The sequence below is a fragment of the Foetidibacter luteolus genome, assembly GCF_009650435.1.
In the GTDB taxonomy this organism is placed as follows: domain Bacteria; phylum Bacteroidota; class Bacteroidia; order Chitinophagales; family Chitinophagaceae; genus Foetidibacter; species Foetidibacter luteolus.
Window position 1 is genome coordinate 22420 of sequence record NZ_VVIP01000043.1, and the last position, 13018, is coordinate 35437.

The following is a 13018-nucleotide window of genomic DNA, read 5'->3' on the forward strand; positions in this document are numbered from 1 at the left end:
CGTTTGGTGCTGAATGTTTGGTTCCTCATTAACAACATCAAACCCCGCCAAAGAATTCGAGTTATGTAGAGCAAACTGTATGCATTCTCAGCAACGCTTTCAACAATAAGCCACCATTTATATATTGCCCGGTAAATTGCCTTACGGCACGGTTACGCTAAATAAGAGTGATTCAGTATTTTCAGGGATATTGAAGCCTGGATATTTGTACAATCAGCTTGCACGTGCAGAAACAACGATATAAAGTTTAAAAGCGTACAGAAGAACTGTGAGCATAATCAAACCCGCATTTCATTATCACATAAGTGCTAATTAAATACAAAAACAGCAATGCTTTTTAAGGGATTGCTGTTCGCTTTAAATTAACAATTATCATACCTGATTTAGTTTTCCCCATAACAAATTAGACAAAGTGAATAATTTTACGGGTAACCAGTGCAAGTGAGGCCTTTAAGACGCATGCGATGAATGATTGCTGCTATCTTCGCAACATGCTATACCCGGTTATCAGGAAAATTTTTTTTGGGTTGCCCGCAGAAGATGCGCATTATTTTGCCATGAATGCTATGCGCAAAGCCTGCGCCTGGCCCTTATCGGCCAACATGGTACGCTCTTTATACCAGTTTGAACATTCATTGTTACGCAGAAACCTTTTTGGTTTACAATTTAAGAACCCTGTTGGATTGGGAGCGGGGTTTGACAAAAACGCGATTTACCTTACCGAACTGGAAGCCCTGGGCTTTGGCTTTGTGGAGATTGGCACTGTAACACCACAGCCACAACCCGGAAATGATAAGCCCAGGCTTTTTCGCCTGCCTGCAGATAAAGCATTGATTAACAGGATGGGATTCAACAACAATGGTGTTAAAGCCATAAGGGGAAGACTTGCCGCCTGGCGGGGGATGCGTAGCAAAGGCCCCAACAAGCTGCTGGTAGGTGGAAACATAGGAAAAAACAAAGTAACACCTAATGAAGATGCCTGGAAAGACTACGAAATATGTTTTACCGAACTGTTTGATTATGTGGATTATTTTGTTGTGAATGTAAGCAGCCCCAACACGCCAGGCCTGCGTGAATTGCAGGAAAAAGATTCACTGCGCAAAATTTTGGGCCATCTGCAGAATATTAACCAGGGCATGGCAACACCTAAACCGCTGCTGTTAAAAATTGCCCCTGACCTTACCAACAGCCAATTGGATGATATTGTAGAATTGGCCTATGAAGTTAAGTTAAGCGGCCTGGTAGCCACTAATACAACCATTAGCCGCCAGGCACTGCAAACACCGGCCAACAAGGTGGAGGCTATAGGCGCCGGCGGGCTTAGTGGCAAACCACTGCAATCAAGGGCTACAGAAGTGGTGCAATACCTTAGCAAGCAGTCTAATGGCGGTATACCGTTAATAGCCAGTGGCGGCATTTTTACAGGCGCCGATGCCCAAGAAAAGCTGGATGCCGGCGCATCGTTGGTACAGGTATGGACAGGTTTTATTTACGAAGGGCCGGGCATTGCAAAAAACATTTGTAAGTTCCTGGCAAAGCATTAGTTATACATTCATGCAACTTCAACCAAACAAAAAAATATACTTTCTTTCAGACTTTCACCTGGGCGCACCCAATTACGAAAGCAGCCTGGTAAGGGAGAAAAAAGTGGTTGCTTTTCTTGACAGCATAAAAAAGGATGCGGCTGAAATATTCATTGTGGGGGACATTTTTGATTTTTGGTACGAATACAAAACAGTGGTGCCTAAAGGTTATACCCGCCTGCTGGGAAAACTGGCTGAGCTGACAGATACCGGCATACCTGTTCACTTTTTTATAGGCAACCACGATATGTGGATGCGGGGCTACTTTGAAAAAGAGCTAAACATTCCTGTTTATACCGAGCCTAAAACCTTTGAATGGAACAACAGGACATTTTACATAGGCCACGGCGACGGATTGGGCCCGGGAGACCATGGCTATAAATTCCTGAAAAAAGTTTTTCGTAACCCTGCTTGCCAGTGGCTGTTTGGCTTGCTGCACCCCAGGCTGGGTATGGGTGTGGCCAATTACTTTAGCCGTAAAAGCAGGGCAAAAACAGGCAGCGGCGATGCCATTTTTTTGGGTGAAGACAAAGAATGGCTGGTGATTTACAGCCGGGAAATTTTAGCCAAAGAACATTTTGACTATTTTATTTTCGGCCACCGCCACCTGCCGCTGGACATAAGCTTAAACAAAAACAGCCGCTACATTAACCTGGGAGATTGGATTACCTATTTTACCTATGCCGTGTTTGACGGCAATACCGTAGCTTTAAAAAAATGGGAAGCTTAAAATTTTTACCCGCTTTTATCCTTCTTTTTACCGCCCTTCGGTTACATGCTTCCGGCGATACGGTACTGCATGCCACCATGCAACAAATGCACAAAGGCAGCTTCAGCAATTTTTATGCTGACAACCTGGGCAATGTTTACTTAATAACCGCCAACAACCAGGTTAAAAAATACAGCGACAAAGGCGATTCTGTTGGCCTGTTTAACGATGTACGCCGCTATGGCGATATCTGGAGTATGGATGTAACCAACCCGCTGCGCATCATAGTATATTATAAAGATTTTACTACGGCACTTGTTCTTGACCGTTTTTTAAACACCCGTAACGTAATTGATTTGAGGAATGCCGGTATTACCCAGGTTAAAGCAGTAGCGCAGAGTTATGACAACAACATCTGGGTGTACGATGAGTTGGATAATAAAATAAAAAAAATAGACGAGCAGGGTAAACTGGTATTTGAATCGGTTGACTTCAGGCTGCTGTTTGATGATGCCGTAATGCCTGATAAAATTATTGACTACAACAGGGCGCTGTACCTGTATGATAAAAACAATGGCTGGTACCTGTTTGATTATTACGGTGCCTTTCAGAAAAAACTCCCTTACACCAACTGGAAAGATGTGCAGGTGGCTGATAACTTTTTAAGCGGCTATCAAAATAACCAGCTTATTTCACTTCCGCTGAATAATTTTGCCGCAGATGCAACAGCCCTTCGTACAAGTATTGATATAACAACAGCGTTAAAAGCACAATACCAGAACGGCAGGCTATATGTTTTAAACGCCGCCGGGCTAACCATCTACAGTTTGCAGTAACTTTTACAACATGAACGATTTTTTGCAGCGCAAATTTTTAGACAATACAATAGAATTATACCTGTATGTGTTGGGCTCTATACTGGTAGCCCTTTTTATAAAACGTATCATCTCCAAGTACCTGGCAAAGGTACTGTTCAGGATATTTTCAAAGGCTGATAAAACGCTTTATAAGCAACCTTTTCTCGACCTTATTATTGGCCCGCTGGAATGGGTAATCGTTCTTTTTATCAGCGTGGCGGCGCTTGACAAATTAACTTTTCCGCAGATACTTGATTTCAGGATATACAAGGTAACCTCCCGCATGGTGGTGGATGCAATGGCCAATGCCGCGTTGGTTATCTGCTTCATCAGGTTATGTGTACGCATTACCAAGTTTGTAGGCATGATACTGGAGCAAAAAGCCCAGGCCTCGCTTGACCAGGCCGATAACCAGCTCATTGTTTTCTTTAAAGATTTTTTCCGGGTAATACTCATCATTATCGGCATACTGCTTATCCTTAAATTTTCTTTTCATTACCAGATAAGCAACCTGCTTACAGGATTAAGCCTTGTGGGTGCGGCCATAGCGCTGGCCTTAAGAGAAAGCCTGGAAAACCTGATAGCCTCCTTTGTTATTTTTTTCGATAAACCCTTTACCACCGGCGAAACAGTTAAGGTATCCAGCTTTACCGGTACAGTTGAAAAAATAGGGCTGCGCAGCACACGTATACGTACTGATCAAAAAACATACATTACCGTGCCCAACAAGCAAATGGTAGATACCATATTAGACAATATAACCCTGCGTACACAGCGCCGTGTAGATGTGCGGCTGGAAATATCCTTAAGTGCAACCGCCGAACAACTGCGCAAACTGGCCCCCGCCATAAAAATGATACTTCAACACGATGAAATTGAAAGCGCTACTGTTTTTTTAAGCGATACCGGTAAAAATGCGCATGTAATTACCATAGAATATTACACCGGCATACAACAGCCCATAGCAGAATTTAATGCTTTAAGGGAGGTGGTAAACCTTGAAATTATCGCCCTTCTTAATAAGATGGATATTGAGCTTGCCGCCGAGAATACAGAAATTGTTCTTCAGCAAAAGGCAGTAGAAAAGCAGTAGCCAGCCTTCGGCTGTCAGACATTTTTTTGTGCCCCGGCTTTGGGTACTTCATGGCATCGCCTGTTGAGCAATCTTGCGTGACGAAGCAGCAAGATTGGAACACTTGTACGTTCAGTTTTTCATGGCATCTTTTCAGACCCTGGCAGAAGCCCGTTTGCTTAGCGCACTTATTCTTCCCCAAATAATTCCGCAGCAATACCATCTGCCATTAATTTGCCTTTGCGTGTAAGCACCAGGTTATTATTATTCAACACCATCAAATCATTTTGCAAAAATTTGCCGGCGCCTTTTAAAATACCGGCAGCGGCAGGGCCATTCCATTTAGTTTCAACTGCAGCAAGGTTAATCCCCTCGGCTGTTCTTAACGCCGTCATTATGTACTCGTTTAGCTGCTGCACCGGGGTGAGTATTTCTTCTTCAAACGGCACTTTGTTTTCTTCTATGCTTTTAAGGTAGGCCGGGTTATTGCTAACATTCCATTGCCTTGCCTTGCCGTTAAAAGAATGCGCCGAAGGGCCCAGGCCAAGGTAGGGTTTGCCCTGCCAATAACCGCTGTTATGCCGGCTGCGGTGGCCCGGCAAGGCAAAGTTGGATATCTCATAATGCTCCCAGCCGGCGGCGGCCAGCCAGTCCATCAGCATTTCAAAATGCCGGCCCTGCTTATCCTCACTCACATCGGCTATTTTGTTTTTCCGTATCATATCGGCCAGGGCTGTTTTGGGTTCTACGGTTAAAGCGTAACAGGATAAATGGGTGATGCCCAGTGCCAGGGCTTTTTCTACGTTAAGCTTCCACTGTTCATCGCTAAGCGTAGGTGTACCGTAAATAAGGTCAATGGTAATATTGGTAAGCCCGGCATCCTGCGCCAGTACAATGCTGCTTTCCGCCTGTTGTACATTATGCGCCCTGTTCATCCATTGCAGGTCGCTTTGCAGAAAGGACTGCACGCCTATGCTTAGCCGGTTAATACCGGCATTCTTCCAGCCATGTAGCTTTTGCGCATCAATATCGTCGGGGTTAGCTTCAAGGGTAATCTCCGCATCATGGGTAACAGCAAATAAGCCGGCCAGTTTTTCAAGTATCAGTTTAATATCATCCGCACTGTATAACGATGGCGTACCACCGCCAAAGTAAACGGTTTCAACAGGTTCGGCAATGTACTGGCTTCTTAACCCCGCCTCTTTTACAATAGCCTTCAACATATCACCCATTAAACCGGTGCCCGTACTAAAATGAAAATTACAATAGTGGCAGGCTTTTCTGCAAAAAGGAATATGAATATAAATACCTGCCATATCTACGTTTATCTTTAGTAAACTTGTCGCCGGTTATGTTACCATAGCTTACCCGGCGCAAATAAACCGGTTACCCAAATTACAGGTTGATGCAACCTGCTGAGTAGCGGACAAGGCGTACAAGTGAGTGACACAAGTAAAGCCTCATAGTTGTAATGCAGCTAAGTGCCAAAAAATTGTTCACTGCCGGTTATACGCAATGGTACATTTCCACAAGCTGTAAATGGCAAAAATAAGCGAATATAAATGGCGGGCTTTGCTGGTGTTGTTGCCCTGTGTAATGTGCTGTAGCATTATGGCGCAAAACGGCTATACGCTTATAGTGCAACCCGCAGATAAATCCGCGGAATTTATACAGCAGCTAAAGCTTAACACAAAGTTCAGTTCGCAAAAAGACTGTATGGCTTATGTAAGCCGGCTGCCGTCTTTGCTTTCCTCCAAAGGATATGTTTCAGCATCAGTGGACTCTGTTTGGAATGATTCCACAACAACAGGCATTCATTTGTTCTGTGGCGAAAAATACCTGTGGCAGGGATTAACGTTTAGCGAGGCAGATATACCGTTACTACATAACCTGGGTTATAAAGCAGAAACTTTTAACAACAAGCCTTTTGATGCGCAGGCGGTATCTAAACTTTACGAAGACCTGTTGAATTATTTTGAAGACAATGGCTACCCTTTTGCCACAGTTGCGCTTGACAGCCTGCAACTGAACAATAACCTGTTAACAGGCCGCCTGAACATTGACAAAGGGATGTTGTATAAAATAGACAGCATTGCCATAACCGGTACCGCCAAAATAAACAGCAGTTACCTGTACCATTACCTGGGTATTGAAAAAGGCAGCCTTTATAACCGCCGGCAGCTAACCCGCGTTAACCAACGCCTGCAGGAGTTACCTTTTTTACAACAGGTACAACCGTGGGATGTTACTATGCTGAACACCGGCGCCGTATTAAACCTTTACCTTAACCAAAAACGCAGCAACGAAATAAATGCGCTGGTGGGCTTTCTGCCGGCCAACCAGCAGTTGGGCGGTAAACTGCTGCTTACCGGCGAAGCCACCCTTAACCTGAAGAACGCTTTTGGCGCAGGGGAAACTATTGGCTTTAACTGGCAGCAGATACAGCCACAATCCCCGCGGCTGGATATACATTTTCAGCGGCCGTACCTGTTCAGCTCTTTACTGGGGCTTGATTTTAATTTTCAGTTGTTTAAAAAAGATTCCACGTTTCTTAATATCAATGCGGTGTTTGGTGTTAGCTATGCTTTATCCGGCAGGCAAAGCGGTAAAGTGTTTTTGCAAACCGCCAGTACCAACGTGCTTAATGTAGATACTACCCTGGTAAAGCTTACCAAACAATTGCCCCAGGTAAACGATGTAAGCGCTCTAAACCTGGGTATAGAATACAGCTTTAACAACACTAATTACCGGTATAACCCGGTATCTGGCAATGAGCTTACCTTGATGGTATATGCCGGCAGAAAAACTGTTAGGAGAAACAATACCATCAGCCAGCTTAAAGACCCTGATTTTGATTATAACAGCCTTTACGATACCGTACAGCTTAACGCCTACCAGTTTAGGGTAAAACTGAATGGCGCCCGTTATTTTAAAACAGGGCGGCAATCAACCGTTAAAACCGCATTGCAGGGCGGCTGGTACCAAAGCCCTAACTATTTTTTGAACGACCTGTTCCAGGTGGGTGGCTATAAATTGCTGCGCGGTTTTGATGAAGAAAGCATCTACAGCAACTTTTACGCAGTGGCTACGCTGGAATACCGTTACCTGCTGGCGCAGAATTCGTATTTTTTTGTGTTTACAGATGTGGGCACGGTATCCTTTAAAACCAACAGCACCAGCAACAACCATAGCTACATTGGCACGGGTATAGGCCTGGCGTTTGAAACCGGCAGTGGTATTTTCAACATTAGCTATGCAGTAGGTAAAAGAGATGATACCCGGCTGGATTTCCGGCAGTCTAAAATTCATTTGGGATTTGTAAGCCGCTTTTAACATTGTTACTGCCGCCTGCTATATTTTTGCGCCAAGCGATGAGATTGAAATTTTACCTGCTTTTATTCCAACTATCTTTCTGGGGTGTTGCCATTGCACAAAATGACAGCGTGAAGCCGCTACGCAAAGATACCCCGGCAGCAAAGGCTGCCACTGTAAAGCAAGCGCCTGTAAGAAGAGATACTGCCAGGATAAAAACCGCAACGCCTGCTTCTGCCGCAACCCGGCGGGATTCTGTTAAGGCGGTGAAGAAAGACTCAGCGGCCATTGCAGACTCCCTTAGAATAGCAGCAGCCAAAAAAGATTCTCTCGCTAAAAAAGCGCTTCCGCCAAAACTTACCTGGCAAACAGATACCCTGTTTAACCGCTTGTTTAACCTGCCAGGTATACCCAACGGTAAACCGCTTTACCGCATAGAATCTTTTCGCCAGCCGCATGCGCAGGATGAACTTTTTTATGTACTGGTAGGTATTCTGTTTTTTCTTGGCTTTATAAGGCTATTCTTTCCTAAATATTTCATTAATACATTCCGGCTCTTTTTTCAAACCAGCTTTCGCCAAAAACAAACCCGGGAACAATTGCTGCAGGACAGGTTGCCATCGCTGCTCATGAATATCTTTTTTGTGCTGGTAGGCGGTGTGTTTATCAGTCTTTCTGCCATGCGCAATAACTGGCTGCAGGTAACCGGTTTCTGGTGGATTTTGCTATACTGCTCCGGCCTGCTGGCAGCAGTTTACCTGGTAAAATACCTGGTATTGCAGTTTACAGGCTGGGTTTTTAACGCCGGCGAAGCTACAGACACCTACGCCTTTATTGTTTTTTTAACTAATAAAATGTTAGGAGTTTTCCTGTTGCCACTTTTGCTTTTGTATGCTTTTTCCGGCGACGATGTAAATAAAGTGCTGATAACCATTACTGCCTGCCTGGTGGTAATAATGCTGGCTTACCGGTACCTGGTTTCACTGGCAACAGTACGTGGCAATTTGAAAGTGAACGGTTTACACTTTTTTATTTACCTTTGCGCAGTTGAAATAGTGCCTATAATTGTTATTTACAAGGTATTGTTCAATTTTGTATCCAGGAACATCTAATCCCATTTCTAAATATACAGAAAAGACGCATGCTAAAAAACGGGGCCAAAAGTTCAACAGCGGTTGCAAAAGGCGCTAAAAAAATTCTGATTACCCAACCCAGGCCGGAAAGCGAGAAATCTCCCTATTTTGACCTGGCAAAACGGTATGGAGTGGAATTAGTTTTTCATCCCTTTATACGCCTGGAAGGCATCCCTGCCCGAGATTTCCGCAAACAAAAGATTGATATCGCTAAATTTTCGGCCGTAATTTTTACCAGCCGCAACGCGATTGACCATTTCTTCCGCATGTGCGATGAGATGAAAGTTACCATCAGCCAGGATACCAAATATTTCTGCATTACAGAAGCCGTAGCGCTTTACCTGCAAAAATTTATACTGTACCGTAAGCGCAAAGTGTTTTATGGCGCGGATGGCAGCAATAAAAGCCTGTTTGATGTAATTAATAAACACAAAGGCAACGAAAGCTTTTTATATGTGTGCAGCGAAAACCAACAGGATAACGACATTGTAAGCTGGCTAAAAGCCAACAATTGCGAATTTCAGTTAGGCTTTATGTACCGCACCATCAGCAACGAAGTAAAACAAGTGCTGGAGAAAGACGAATACGATGTTATTTGTTTTTTTACGCCCAGTGGTGTAAAAAGCCTGCTGGACAATTTTCCTGAATACAAACAAAACGGAACATCTTTTGGAACTTTTGGCAGCAACACCACCAAGTTTGCCGAAGATGCAGGTTTTAAAATAGATATTAAAGCCCCGGCCCCACAAGCGCCGAGCATGGTAGCCGCTTTAGAGCAGTTTTTATCAAAAGGTGGAAAAGGTTAACATTAACTTCTCATTATACAACAGGCCCCGGCTATAAGCCGGGGTTTGTTATTTAGGGCGTGCCCCGCCAAAATACAGGGCGGGGTCGGGCTTTCCGCTATTACTCCGCCACAAAGCCAACGCACAAAGCTTCAGCGGGGTAACCGCTTCAATCCCTCACGCGGCATCCGTTAAAATATTAGCTTTATCGTATGTATTACGATCTTAAAAAATCCGACAAAAAGCTGGCCCATATTATTTTAGCCAAAGGGGTTGATGCTACTTACAAAAAAGGCCTTGAAAAAGCCGGGGATATTTTAGCACGCTGGAATGAAGGTAAGCTGGATAACAGGGATGCTTACATGGAGTTGTTTCAAACCATCAAGCAGCACGATAAAGCTATTGCCAGGCGGCATAATGGTCTTGGTGGTTCAGAATACCTGGGAGCCATTGCCGGCCTTCTGCACGATGGTTATGTTACGGAAGCTGATATACAAGACTTTTCTGACGAAGTAAAAGAAGTTTTGAAAAGATGGTTATCTTTTTTTAATGAGTAGCATGTCATATTAAGGCATCCTTGAAAATCCAAAATGACATTTTGGATTTTCAAGGATGGTAACGTATGCAAGCGTAGCTATCAAGCTGCCACTATTTTCAATGGCATCTCATCGTAGGTTCTGCCCCCCAAAATTCTGCCGGTTTTCTTTTTATTTGTTCCTCCCCACTGCTTGAAAAAGAAAGCAACCTCATTATCAACACATTGCTGATGGATATCCCACACCCACCATTCCTGCATAGGCCTGGCTTTTCTTCCACTTTCACCCCCAACAATTACCCAGTTTATATTCTGTAGGTTCATGTTCTCCAACGGACCAATTAAAGGTTCGCAGGAAAGAAACTTAGTTTCGGCATTGATAAATCTCAAATCATTTATACGGTGCAAGACTTTTTCATTTTCCACCGAAACACCCATCCAGATATTGCTTGTCCAGCTAAGTAAATGATGAAGCTCTTTTAGTCTCTCTGAACGCTTGGTTAACACCTGGTAAATATGCTGTGGTGTATCGTTCATTACTTCAAATACCCGCTGTATAAATTCATAAGGAATTTCCGGATGAAACAAGTCACTCATGGAATTCACAAACACAACTTTTGAACCTTTCCAAGTGTAAGGAATATGTAGTGATTCCTCGTGTGTTTTAACCGCAAAGCCATCAGCATACTTTTCGATACCCATAGCCTGCAACCGTTTTGTCATTACCTCCGCATAGCAATACTTACAACCTGCTGAAATCTTTGTACAACCAGTGGTTGGATTCCATGTCATTTCTGTCCATTCAATACTGGATTGTGCCATTACAATTTGTATTTGGGTTTAACAATATGATTGGCAATTTTAAGTGCTGCTTCGTTATTAGTTGCCATCACAAAGTGATACATGATAGAGTTTTGAGAATTACGTAGAACAAAAGCATCCGAAACAAATCGAAATACGGTTGATAACCTTTCTTTATAAAGAGCATGAATCTTTTGTATCGAATTACTTTCTTTATAGTGCAAAGTTATATCGGCGCCGAATAAATCTTGCATTGACACCTCTTTGTAAAATCTTTCTTTTATTTCACCTCTTTTTATACCCAAAAAATCTTCAAGTTTTGAATACCATCCATCTGAAATGTTACCATCATTTTTTAGTAATCTTCCAACGCCTATACCTGTTGGAACTAAAATCCATAGGTCCACACCTAAGCCACTTAATGCTTGTATAGAAGACCATTTAACAACCATACCATAAGGGTCAATAAATGCCAATACTCTGAAGTCGCGTTCTTTCTTAAGAAATTTTGCGAGATCAATGAGCTTCTTGTTACAATCTTCATTAACAACGAAAGCGTTCCTAATAGAAAAATCAGACTTTATTGTGGCTTCCAAATCTTTTTTGTATGCTCCATTCTTTTCAACAAAATAATACATGTCGAAAGTTTTAGGAGAATCGATTTCTAAAATTCTAATTGCGGTACCTTTTACGGTATCAATTTCCGATTCTTCTTTTGAAATGCTTCCAGAACCAGCAAATCCATCAAAATAGAGAGTTCTAAATTGTGGATACTTATTCATAATAGTCAGATAAGCTCTTGCATATGACACCACTATCTCTATTTTCTGTTGTGTCCAATCACCTCCGAATTGTTGATTCATAAGGGTATTTTTTAATTAGGAAAAATACGAAATCCATGTTAAAGCGTTTCGCTCAGATTCCTTAGTGCTAATCCAATGATCAACGCTAATAGCTTGATAACCTCATACCCACTTCTCCTTGAAAATCCAAAATGACATTTTGGATTTTCAAGGATGATAAAAAATTATATTATTGATTATCAATTAATTAAATAGATTTTCAAAAACAAACTATTGCAGCAGCATATTATTGAAGTAACCCTCTCAAAACAACCGCCCCTGTTCTCCCGGCCTTCTGAATTGCGAACAATCTAATTCCCAGCGCTCCGCATTAAGGCCGTAGAGTTTGTTGTACTTATGAAACTGCTGCCGCACCAAATCGCTGATAGGGCCTTCCCCACGCATACGCACACCCCAGCGGCTATCGTTCACCTTTCCGCCATGGCCACCTTCTATCAGGTGCCATACTTTGTCCGCACGGTCGGGAAAGTTTTTGTAGAGCCAGTCATGAAACATGATTTTAATAGCGCCATTAAGCCGTATGAATGTGTACGCAGAAAAGGTAGCGCCATTATCAGTAGCGGCTTTCATAATCCGTTGCATCTCATGCTCGTTAAGCCCTGGTATCATAGGGCCCAGCATAACGCCCATGCGCACACCTGCCTGGCTTAAATCGTGTATAATTTTTAAACGCTGGTTAGCCGTAGTAGTGCGTGGCTCCATTACCCGCCGCAGGTCTTCGTTAAAAGAGGTGATGGATACGAGTATGCTGATGAGTTTTTTCTTAGCCATTTCCTGCAGCAGGTCTTTATCCCGCAGCATGCCGGCGTTCTTGGTTATCATACCTACAGGCTGGTTAAATTCGTTACATACTTCCAGTAACTGGCGGGTAATACGAAACTTTTTTTCCGCAGGCTGGTAGCAATCCGTATTACCGCTGAGGCTTATAGGAAGGCATTCCCATTTGGGGTTCATCAAAAACTTACGCAACAGGTCAGGCGCATTTTTCTTTACGAGTATTTTAGATTCAAAATCAAGCCCGGCGCTGTAACCCCAGTACTCAAAAGAGTTGCGGGCATAGCAGTAAATGCAGCCATGTTCACAGCCCTGGTAAGGGTTCATGCTGTACCACATGCCAACGTCCGGGCTGTCAACCTTGTTCACGATGGTTTTGGGGAATATTTCAATGTATTGTGTAGCAACATCTTCTTCTGTCCAGTCATCTATCCCTTCTATATGCTCCCTGGTTGATTCATTGATGAGGAACCTGTTCTTTGTATTGATTTGCGCCCCCCTGCCTTTCAGGTAAGTTTCTTCGTTTTCCTGTTTGGGGCGGGGTTTTTCATTGGGATTATATGATGAGTTTTTCATGATGTTGTGTTTAATTGT

General features: G+C 43.2%; 12 protein-coding genes. 8 read left to right on the forward strand and 4 right to left on the reverse strand.

The annotated features are described in order from the left end of the window. Positions 1-491: 491 nt before the first annotated feature. From F0364_RS12730 to F0364_RS12745, 4 genes are read left to right on the forward strand one after another with little or no spacing between them, the layout of a single operon-like run. Positions 492-1544 (forward strand): quinone-dependent dihydroorotate dehydrogenase, encoded by a 1053-nt coding sequence (locus tag F0364_RS12730; protein ID WP_153798164.1) that lies wholly within the window; start codon positions 492-494, stop codon positions 1542-1544. Between the two features lie 10 nt (positions 1545-1554). Then, positions 1555-2313 (forward strand): UDP-2,3-diacylglucosamine diphosphatase, encoded by a 759-nt coding sequence (locus F0364_RS12735; protein WP_153798165.1) that lies wholly within the window; start codon positions 1555-1557, stop codon positions 2311-2313. Beyond that, positions 2301-3128: a hypothetical protein gene (locus F0364_RS12740; protein ID WP_153798166.1), complete on the forward strand. Its 828-nt coding sequence runs from the start codon at positions 2301-2303 to the stop codon at positions 3126-3128. The genes F0364_RS12735 and F0364_RS12740 overlap by 13 nt, the downstream gene beginning before the upstream one ends. Before the next feature lie 10 nt (positions 3129-3138). Continuing rightward, complete coding sequence (locus F0364_RS12745) at positions 3139-4242, forward strand: mechanosensitive ion channel family protein (protein WP_153798167.1); 1104 nt, start codon at positions 3139-3141, stop codon at positions 4240-4242. Positions 4243-4409: 167 nt separating this feature from the next. On the opposite strand, the gene hemW is transcribed toward F0364_RS12745, so the two are convergent. Next, positions 4410-5537 (reverse strand): radical SAM family heme chaperone HemW, encoded by a 1128-nt coding sequence (gene hemW / locus F0364_RS12750; protein WP_153798168.1) that lies wholly within the window; start codon positions 5535-5537, stop codon positions 4410-4412. A 223-nt stretch (positions 5538-5760) separates the two neighbouring features. Here hemW and F0364_RS12755 point away from each other — a divergent pair, with 223 nt between their 5' ends. The 4 genes from F0364_RS12755 (at position 5761) to F0364_RS12770 (ending at position 10008) form a co-directional block, all read left to right on the forward strand. After that, positions 5761-7554 (forward strand): POTRA domain-containing protein, encoded by a 1794-nt coding sequence (locus tag F0364_RS12755; RefSeq protein WP_153798169.1) that lies wholly within the window; start codon positions 5761-5763, stop codon positions 7552-7554. Positions 7555-7592: 38 nt separating this feature from the next. After that, positions 7593-8645 (forward strand): DUF4271 domain-containing protein, encoded by a 1053-nt coding sequence (locus F0364_RS12760; RefSeq protein ID WP_153798170.1) that lies wholly within the window; start codon positions 7593-7595, stop codon positions 8643-8645. Between the two features lie 29 nt (positions 8646-8674). After that, positions 8675-9472 carry a uroporphyrinogen-III synthase gene (locus tag F0364_RS12765; RefSeq protein ID WP_153798171.1) on the forward strand — a complete coding sequence of 266 codons (798 nt, stop codon included), beginning with the start codon at positions 8675-8677 and terminating at the stop codon, positions 9470-9472. A 191-nt stretch (positions 9473-9663) separates the two neighbouring features. Beyond that, entirely contained in the window at positions 9664-10008 is a 345-nt protein-coding gene (locus tag F0364_RS12770) for a hypothetical protein (protein WP_153798172.1), read from the forward strand. An 80-nt stretch (positions 10009-10088) separates the two neighbouring features. On the opposite strand, the gene F0364_RS12775 is transcribed toward F0364_RS12770, so the two are convergent. The 3 genes from F0364_RS12775 to F0364_RS12785 form a co-directional block, all read right to left on the reverse strand. Next, on the reverse strand, positions 10089-10808 hold the full coding sequence (locus F0364_RS12775) for a DUF5131 family protein (RefSeq protein ID WP_153798173.1): 720 nt from the start codon (positions 10806-10808) through the stop codon (positions 10089-10091). Further along, a complete protein-coding gene (gene tcmP, locus F0364_RS12780; RefSeq protein ID WP_153798174.1) occupies positions 10808-11650 on the reverse strand; it encodes a three-Cys-motif partner protein TcmP in 843 nt (280 codons plus the stop codon). The genes F0364_RS12775 and tcmP overlap by 1 nt, the downstream gene beginning before the upstream one ends. Positions 11651-11893: 243 nt before the next feature. Beyond that, positions 11894-13000 carry a PA0069 family radical SAM protein gene (locus F0364_RS12785; RefSeq protein WP_153798175.1) on the reverse strand — a complete coding sequence of 369 codons (1107 nt, stop codon included), beginning with the start codon at positions 12998-13000 and terminating at the stop codon, positions 11894-11896. Between the last annotated feature and the right edge of the window lie 18 nt (positions 13001-13018).

Coding starts and splice junctions, on each gene's coding strand:
- F0364_RS12740 (WP_153798166.1), top strand. CDS start 2,301: ATGGGAAGCTTAAAATTTTTACCCGCTTTTATCCTTCTTTTTACCGCC.
- hemW (WP_153798168.1), bottom strand. CDS start 5,537: ATGGCAGGTATTTATATTCATATTCCTTTTTGCAGAAAAGCCTGCCAC.
- F0364_RS12735 (WP_153798165.1), top strand. CDS start 1,555: ATGCAACTTCAACCAAACAAAAAAATATACTTTCTTTCAGACTTTCAC.
- F0364_RS12785 (WP_153798175.1), bottom strand. CDS start 13,000: ATGAAAAACTCATCATATAATCCCAATGAAAAACCCCGCCCCAAACAG.
- F0364_RS12770 (WP_153798172.1), top strand. CDS start 9,664: ATGTATTACGATCTTAAAAAATCCGACAAAAAGCTGGCCCATATTATT.
- tcmP (WP_153798174.1), bottom strand. CDS start 11,650: ATGAATCAACAATTCGGAGGTGATTGGACACAACAGAAAATAGAGATA.
- F0364_RS12775 (WP_153798173.1), bottom strand. CDS start 10,808: ATGGCACAATCCAGTATTGAATGGACAGAAATGACATGGAATCCAACC.
- F0364_RS12745 (WP_153798167.1), top strand. CDS start 3,139: ATGAACGATTTTTTGCAGCGCAAATTTTTAGACAATACAATAGAATTA.
- F0364_RS12755 (WP_153798169.1), top strand. CDS start 5,761: ATGGCAAAAATAAGCGAATATAAATGGCGGGCTTTGCTGGTGTTGTTG.
- F0364_RS12730 (WP_153798164.1), top strand. CDS start 492: ATGCTATACCCGGTTATCAGGAAAATTTTTTTTGGGTTGCCCGCAGAA.
- F0364_RS12765 (WP_153798171.1), top strand. CDS start 8,675: ATGCTAAAAAACGGGGCCAAAAGTTCAACAGCGGTTGCAAAAGGCGCT.
- F0364_RS12760 (WP_153798170.1), top strand. CDS start 7,593: ATGAGATTGAAATTTTACCTGCTTTTATTCCAACTATCTTTCTGGGGT.